The organism is Pseudomonas sp. GW821-FHT07G10, from assembly GCF_059418545.1.
Genome location: NZ_JBWKQB010000010.1, coordinates 165,950 through 172,500 on the forward strand (window position 1 = coordinate 165,950; position 6,551 = coordinate 172,500).

General features: G+C 53.8%; 8 protein-coding genes and 4 tRNA genes. All 12 read right to left on the reverse strand.

Features of this window, described 5'->3' with window-relative positions; all coding sequences use genetic code 11:
• Nucleotides 1-164 precede the first annotated feature (164 nt).
• The 12 genes from rplA to birA all read right to left on the reverse strand — a co-directional run bounded on the left by rplA (nt 165) and on the right by birA (nt 6,361).
• A complete protein-coding gene (gene rplA / locus AC07O1_RS14175; RefSeq protein ID WP_003232403.1) occupies nt 165-860 on the reverse strand; it encodes a 50S ribosomal protein L1 in 696 nt (231 codons plus the stop codon).
• Entirely contained in the window at nt 860-1,291 is a 432-nt protein-coding gene (gene rplK / locus AC07O1_RS14180; RefSeq protein WP_007933726.1) for a 50S ribosomal protein L11, read from the reverse strand. Before rplK ends, rplA begins: the two co-directional genes overlap by 1 nt.
• A gap of 119 nt (nt 1,292-1,410) precedes the next feature.
• Nucleotides 1,411-1,944 (reverse strand): transcription termination/antitermination protein NusG, encoded by a 534-nt coding sequence (nusG, locus tag AC07O1_RS14185; protein WP_123573478.1) that lies wholly within the window; start codon nt 1,942-1,944, stop codon nt 1,411-1,413.
• Between the two features lie 9 nt (nt 1,945-1,953).
• Entirely contained in the window at nt 1,954-2,322 is a 369-nt protein-coding gene (gene secE / locus AC07O1_RS14190) for a preprotein translocase subunit SecE (RefSeq protein WP_494994964.1), read from the reverse strand.
• Between the two features lie 45 nt (nt 2,323-2,367).
• Nucleotides 2,368-2,443: transfer RNA gene (locus AC07O1_RS14195), tRNA-Trp, on the reverse strand.
• Between the two features lie 54 nt (nt 2,444-2,497).
• Nucleotides 2,498-3,691 (reverse strand): elongation factor Tu, encoded by a 1,194-nt coding sequence (tuf, locus tag AC07O1_RS14200; protein ID WP_495089124.1) that lies wholly within the window; start codon nt 3,689-3,691, stop codon nt 2,498-2,500.
• An 84-nt stretch (nt 3,692-3,775) separates the two neighbouring features.
• Nucleotides 3,776-3,851: transfer RNA gene (locus AC07O1_RS14205), tRNA-Thr, on the reverse strand.
• A 26-nt stretch (nt 3,852-3,877) separates the two neighbouring features.
• Nucleotides 3,878-3,951: transfer RNA gene (locus tag AC07O1_RS14210), tRNA-Gly, on the reverse strand.
• Nucleotides 3,952-3,977: 26 nt separating this feature from the next.
• A tRNA-Tyr gene (locus AC07O1_RS14215) sits at nt 3,978-4,062 on the reverse strand.
• Nucleotides 4,063-4,205: 143 nt separating this feature from the next.
• The gene (locus AC07O1_RS14220) at nt 4,206-4,652 is read right to left on the reverse strand and encodes a hypothetical protein (protein WP_495089117.1); all 447 of its coding nucleotides are present in this window, start codon (nt 4,650-4,652) and stop codon (nt 4,206-4,208) included.
• 7 nt (nt 4,653-4,659) lie between these two features.
• On the reverse strand, nt 4,660-5,412 hold the full coding sequence (locus AC07O1_RS14225) for a pantothenate kinase (RefSeq protein ID WP_494994962.1): 753 nt from the start codon (nt 5,410-5,412) through the stop codon (nt 4,660-4,662).
• Complete coding sequence (birA, locus tag AC07O1_RS14230) at nt 5,402-6,361, reverse strand: bifunctional biotin--[acetyl-CoA-carboxylase] ligase/biotin operon repressor BirA (protein WP_495089118.1); 960 nt, start codon at nt 6,359-6,361, stop codon at nt 5,402-5,404. Before birA ends, AC07O1_RS14225 begins: the two co-directional genes overlap by 11 nt.
• Nucleotides 6,362-6,551 lie beyond the last annotated feature (190 nt).

Genomic DNA, 6,551 nt, shown 5'->3' on the forward strand with positions numbered 1-6,551 from the left:
TCGAGACCGGATGTCGTTTTGGTGTCTGATTCGGTAAGGAACCGGGAGCACCATCTGCGTAGGCTTGAGGTTTAAGACTTGCGTCGCCTACGGTCTTGGATAGCCCCCGCCAGGCAGGGACCCCAATCTTTCAATTGGCGCGATCTCTCACGCCAATTTGTGTCTTATACGTCCAGCGAACCTTGGTCGATGACCAGACCTGGGCCCATAGTGGTGCTCAGGGTAACGCGCTTGACGTAGATGCCTTTCGAGGAGGCCGGCTTGATACGCTTCAGATCAGCGATCAGGGCTTCAACGTTTTCCTTCAGCTTGACGGCGTCGAAACCGACCTTGCCAACGGAAGTGTGAATGATGCCGTTTTTGTCGGTGCGATAACGAACCTGACCAGCCTTGGCGTTTTTAACCGCGGTAGCGACGTCTGGAGTAACAGTACCGACTTTAGGGTTAGGCATCAGGCCACGTGGACCGAGGATCTGACCCAGCTGACCAACAACGCGCATTGCATCCGGGGAAGCAATAACGACGTCATAGTTCAGGTCGCCACCCTTCATTTCAGCAGCCAGATCGTCCATACCTACACGATCAGCGCCGGCAGCCAGAGCAGCTTCAGCGGCTGGGCCCTGGGTGAAAACAGCAACGCGAACGGTCTTGCCAGTGCCGTGCGGCAGCACAGTAGCGCTACGAACAACCTGGTCGGATTTACGCGGGTCAACACCCAGGTTTACAGCGACGTCAACCGACTCGCTGAACTTGACAGTCGACAGCTCGGTCAACAGAGCAGCGGCATCTACAAAGTTGTAGGCCTTGCCTGCTTCGATTTTGCCGGCGATAGCCTTTTGACGCTTGGTCAACTTAGCCATTACACACCCTCCACGTTAAGGCCCATGCTACGAGCAGAACCGGCGATAGTACGCACGGCTGCTTCCATATCAGCTGCAGTCAGATCCGCGTTTTTGGTTTTCGCGATTTCTTCCAGCTGAGCACGAGTCACGGTGCCAACCTTAACGGTGTTCGGACGAGCGGAACCGCTAGTCAGACCAGCAGCCTTCTTCAGCAGAACCGAAGCTGGGGTGCTTTTAGTTTCGAAAGTGAAGCTGCGGTCACTGTAAACAGTGATGATCACAGGAGTCGGCAGACCTGGCTCAAGACCCTGAGTACGGGCGTTGAATGCCTTGCAGAATTCCATGATGTTCACGCCGTGCTGACCCAGAGCCGGGCCGACGGGTGGACTTGGGTTGGCCTGTGCGGCCTTCACTTGCAGCTTGATGTAAGCAGTAATCTTCTTAGCCATGAGGCACTCCAATTACGGGTTCAAACGCCTGAAAAGGCTCCCCGGTTACTTGCGCGTTTATCCCAGTGACGACAAAACCCCACAGCCTAGGGCTGCGGGGGTATGGGATGCTTGTTCAGTTATGCCTTTTCGACCTGACTGAACTCTAACTCTACCGGAGTAGAGCGACCGAAAATGAGCACTGCGACTTGGATCCGGCTCTTTTCGTAGTTAACTTCTTCGACAGTACCGTTGAAATCAGCAAACGGACCATCTGTGACGCGCACCACTTCACCCGGCTCGAACAACGTCTTCGGCTTCGGCTTGTCGCTACCATCAGCGACACGACGCAGAATGGCTTCAGCCTCTTTGTCGGTGATCGGCGCGGGCTTGTCGGCGGTTCCGCCGATGAAACCCATCACACGAGGAGTATCCTTGACCAAGTGCCAAGTACCCTCATTCATATCCATCTGAACCAGCACATAGCCTGGAAAGAACTTGCGCTCGCTTTTGCGCTTCTGGCCATTACGCATTTCAACCACTTCTTCAGTGGGAACCAGAATTTCGCCAAAGCCTTCTTCCATGCCAGCCAGCTTCACACGCTCGATCAACGAGCGCATGACATGCTTCTCGTAACCCGAGTAAGCATGCACAACGTACCAACGCTTAGCCACGGGACACCCTTAGCCAACAATCAAGGAAACAAGCCAGCCGAGCAGGGAGTCAAGCCCCCACAACAGCAACGCCATAACCAGAACAACAGCCACAACAATCAACGTGGTCTGCGTGGTTTCTTGGCGAGTTGGCCATACGACTTTACGAATTTCGGTGCGAGCTTCCTTAACCAGTACAAAGAAAGACTTGCCCTTGACAGTCTGCAGGCCTACAAAGGCAGCTACAGCAGCAATGACGAGCAACACGAGTACGCGGTACAGGATCGGCGAACCGGAGTAATACTGATTACCCACAACACCGACAACCACCAAAGCGACTACTACAAGCCACTTAAGCAGATCGAAGCGAGAACCTTGAGCTTCAGCCTTGGGTGTCATCTAAGAAAATCCTGTGAAAAGAAAGCCAGACACACCGAGTGAATCTGGCAGGTCAGGAGGGAATCGAACCCCCAACCTACGGTTTTGGAGACCGTCGCTCTGCCAATTGAGCTACTGACCTAAAAACAAAATCAGGCCGACCATTATGTCGGCCCGACAAAGATACTTCAACAACTTACTCGATGACTTTTGCCACGACACCGGCGCCGACGGTACGACCGCCTTCACGAATGGCGAAACGCAAACCATCTTCCATTGCAATGGTCTTGATCAGGGTAACGGTCATCTGAACGTTATCACCCGGCATCACCATTTCAACGCCTTCTGGCAATTCGCAATTACCGGTCACATCAGTCGTACGGAAGTAGAACTGCGGACGGTAACCCTTGAAGAATGGGGTATGACGACCACCCTCCTCCTTGCTCAGAACGTAAACCTCAGCAACAAACTTGGTGTGAGGCTTCACGCTACCTGGCTTGACCAAAACCTGACCACGCTCAACGTCGTCACGCTTGGTACCACGCAGCAGAACACCGCAGTTCTCGCCAGCACGACCTTCGTCGAGCAACTTGCGGAACATCTCAACACCCGTACAAGTAGTCTTGATAGTATCACGCAGACCAACAATCTCGATCTCTTCCTGAATCTTGACGATTCCGCGCTCGATACGCCCAGTCACAACAGTACCGCGACCAGAAATAGAGAACACGTCCTCGATCGGCATCAGGAACGGCTTGTCAATTGCACGAACCGGCTCAGGAATATAGCTATCCAGAGTCTCAACGAGCTTACGAACCGCAGTGGTACCCATCTCGTTGTCATCTTGGCCGTTCAGAGCCATCAAAGCGGAACCGATGATAATCGGAGTGTCGTCACCCGGGAAATCGTAAGCGCTCAGCAAATCACGCACTTCCATCTCAACCAGTTCCAGCAGCTCAGCATCGTCAACCATGTCAGCCTTATTCAGGAAGACGACGATGTACGGAACGCCAACCTGACGAGACAACAGGATGTGCTCACGAGTCTGCGGCATCGGACCATCAGCGGCCGAGCAAACCAGGATCGCGCCATCCATCTGGGCAGCACCGGTGATCATGTTTTTTACGTAGTCGGCATGACCCGGGCAGTCAACGTGTGCATAGTGACGCACGGCCGAATCGTATTCAACGTGAGCGGTATTGATGGTGATACCGCGAGCTTTTTCTTCCGGGGCGCTATCGATCTTGTCGAAGTCAACTTTTGCCGAACCGAAAACCTCGGAGCAGACACGAGTCAGCGCAGCGGTCAGCGTGGTCTTACCGTGGTCGACGTGACCAATGGTACCTACGTTGACGTGCGGCTTATTACGTTCGAACTTTTCCTTAGCCATCGAAATCACCCTCAGGAGAAGAATTGAGCTAGCTACATCAACCATTAAAACAAAGGCAGATATTTTCATATCTGCCTTGTTATATGGAGCTCTTGAGCGGACTTGAACCGCTGACCTCACCCTTACCAAGGGTGTGCTCTACCAACTGAGCTACAAGAGCGAAACACTGTGCACAAACAGCAAACTTGGAGCGGGTAGCGGGAATCGAACCCGCATCATCAGCTTGGAAGGCTGAGGTTCTACCACTAAACTATACCCGCGGAGCTTGCAGCTCACGCTTAAAATATGGTGGAGGGGGAAGGATTCGAACCTTCGAAGTCGTAGACGTCAGATTTACAGTCTGATCCCTTTGGCCGCTCGGGAACCCCTCCTAAGCGAGGCAGCATTCTATACTACGCTGCCCTTCTGTCAAGCATTTTCTCATTAAAAACCTGAGGTTAGCTGCATGACCTTCTGCTTCGCTACTAACACCTCAAGAGGTGTTCACTGCGGAGCGGGCGCCATTCTATGCAAACTATTCGACAGTTGCAATGCCTTCGCATGGCATTATTTTATGTTTTAACTCATTGAATTCTTTGGAAAGGCTTTGCAGAAGCATATCGTCCGCCAGATGCCGGCTTTCCGGCGCCACACGCAGCCAATAACCGGCGGAATCAGCAAGGCTGAGTAACTGCGGCCGGACCTTGATATCCAGACCACTCAACCGCTGTTCGAGTACCTGAGCAGCTTCCTGACGAGCAAAGCCCCCCACATAAAGGCAATTGCTATCCATATCAGCCGACCGCCCCTTGTCGCGCCTCGCCACCGCATCAGCCGACTCGTTCAGCAAACGGATATCCTGCTGCGAACCACGATATAAGGTAAGCGGCATCACCTCTTTTGCCCGCAAAGGTGCCTCCTGCTGATGCCAGACGTAATAGAACCCATTGAGAACCAGCAACAACAGAAACAACCAACGCATAAAAACCTCAGGACAAGGGACACGCCATAGCCAAGCCTACAAATACAAGATCCGGGACAACCCTGGCCCCCGGCACAACCTCTGAAACCAGCCCCGCATCACCACCCGTGAGGAACACCGTGAAATTATTCTGCCCCCAATAGTTGCGCGCCAGCTCCAGCTGGGTCAGGACGAAGCCTCTCAACATCAATGAGCAACCGCGCTCAACCGCTTCGACCGTTGTAATACCCGGCACCAGCTTTTCCAATGCCCGCTCAGCTGCAAGGTCGTCATAACGGATTCGCCGCGTATGGGTGCGCAACTGGTTACGCATCAACGGCATTCCTGGACAGATGAATCCGCCCAGGTGCTCGCCATCCGCTGCAATGAAGTCAGCTGTCACTGCCGTGCCAAAATCGAGCACCAGACAAGCTCCAGACGCGAGATGGAACCCACCGAGCATCGCAAGCCACCGATCGAGACCTAACCTCTCGTACTCCTTATAACCGTTTCGAACCCCCGACATCTCACGAGCCGGCGCCGCACAGGCAACAGATACCCCGAACGAGTCAACCAATGAAGAGATAAGCGCGCGAGTCTCTTCATTGGTCCGGACACTGACTAACCGACAGCGCGTCAGGAGCAACCCGTCACACTTATGCAAGCTGTCCAGCAGAGCGAGATCCGAATCAACCACACCCTCGGCAAATACACGAGCCGCATCAGCAAGAAGCACACGCCACTTGATGAAGCTATTACCGCAGTCGAGCTCAAGAATCATTGCGCAACCTCAAGCTGAGCTCACCGCCACTGAATACTTTTTCCACGCCACCCACCTTCAAACGTAACCCGCCCTGCCGATCGATGCCCATTACAATTCCATCAATCTGGTTAACTCCAGCGATCAACGAAACTGCGCGTCCTTGCCATAGATGGTTCTGCTCCCATTCCGCCTGGATAGCGGCAAAGCCCGAATCCTGATGGAGACTCAAATACTTCTGAAGCATCCCCCCCAGGCTAGCAACCAGGTGATTGCGATCGAAAGCCTTGCCCGCCTCGAGGCGCATCGAGGTCCATTGCTGATCGACCTCCTCAGTCATCTGCATGTTCACGTTAATCCCTACACCCAAGACGACGTGGCACACGTCAGCAGGATCGCCAACCAACTCCAATAGTATCCCGGCAATCTTTTTCTGACCGACTAGAACGTCATTTGGCCACTTCAGACCCGCTTCCAGCACTCCCAACTCACGCAAGGTCTGCATTACAGCCAAACCGACGACGAGACTGAGCCCCTCAAGTTGTCGCATTCCGCCGTCTATACGCAGTACCAGACTGTAATAAATGTTTTCTGCGAAAGGACTTGCCCACTTTCGACCCCGCCGCCCCCTGCCAGCAGTCTGTCGCTCTGCAAGCACAACAAACGGCGCAGGCAGCCCCCTCTCGATGGAGCGCAGGGCCTCTGCGTTAGTGGAGTCAATAGAGTCGAAAATCATCACCGGCCACGCACAATCCGGCGCGTGTCCGGCGATCTCGGCAGGATTTAGAAGCGTCAGCGGTGTAGCCAATTGATAGCCACGACCACGCACCTTGTGAATGGATAGATTCAGGTCGGCCTCTAAATGCTGAAGCTGCTTCCACACAGCACTGCGACTAATGCCCAAAGCAGCACCAAGCGCTTGTCCCGAGTGAAATCGACCGTCCTTCAGAAGCTTTAACAACGTCAGCATGCGCATCCCGCCTCACAATGAGGCACGCATGATAGCCATGCCTAGAGCCGTTGCATAGAAAACGCAAGACGGTGAGCTTCTTGCGCGCAAAAACAAAACCCCTACCTGCGCACGCAGATAGGGGTTTCGGAAGTTAATCTTGACGATGACCTACTCTCACATGGGGAAACCCCACACTACCATCGGCGAT

What these genes read in the sequence shown, in the direction of transcription:
- rplA (WP_003232403.1), bottom strand. Translation starts at nt 860, where the DNA reads ATGGCTAAGTTGACCAAGCGTCAAAAGGCTATCGCCGGCAAAATCGAA.
- rplK (WP_007933726.1), bottom strand. Translation starts at nt 1,291, where the DNA reads ATGGCTAAGAAGATTACTGCTTACATCAAGCTGCAAGTGAAGGCCGCA.
- secE (WP_494994964.1), bottom strand. Translation starts at nt 2,322, where the DNA reads ATGACACCCAAGGCTGAAGCTCAAGGTTCTCGCTTCGATCTGCTTAAG.
- tuf (WP_495089124.1), bottom strand. Translation starts at nt 3,691, where the DNA reads ATGGCTAAGGAAAAGTTCGAACGTAATAAGCCGCACGTCAACGTAGGT.
- AC07O1_RS14220 (WP_495089117.1), bottom strand. Translation starts at nt 4,652, where the DNA reads ATGCGTTGGTTGTTTCTGTTGTTGCTGGTTCTCAATGGGTTCTATTAC.
- AC07O1_RS14225 (WP_494994962.1), bottom strand. Translation starts at nt 5,412, where the DNA reads ATGATTCTTGAGCTCGACTGCGGTAATAGCTTCATCAAGTGGCGTGTG.
- birA (WP_495089118.1), bottom strand. Translation starts at nt 6,361, where the DNA reads ATGCTGACGTTGTTAAAGCTTCTGAAGGACGGTCGATTTCACTCGGGA.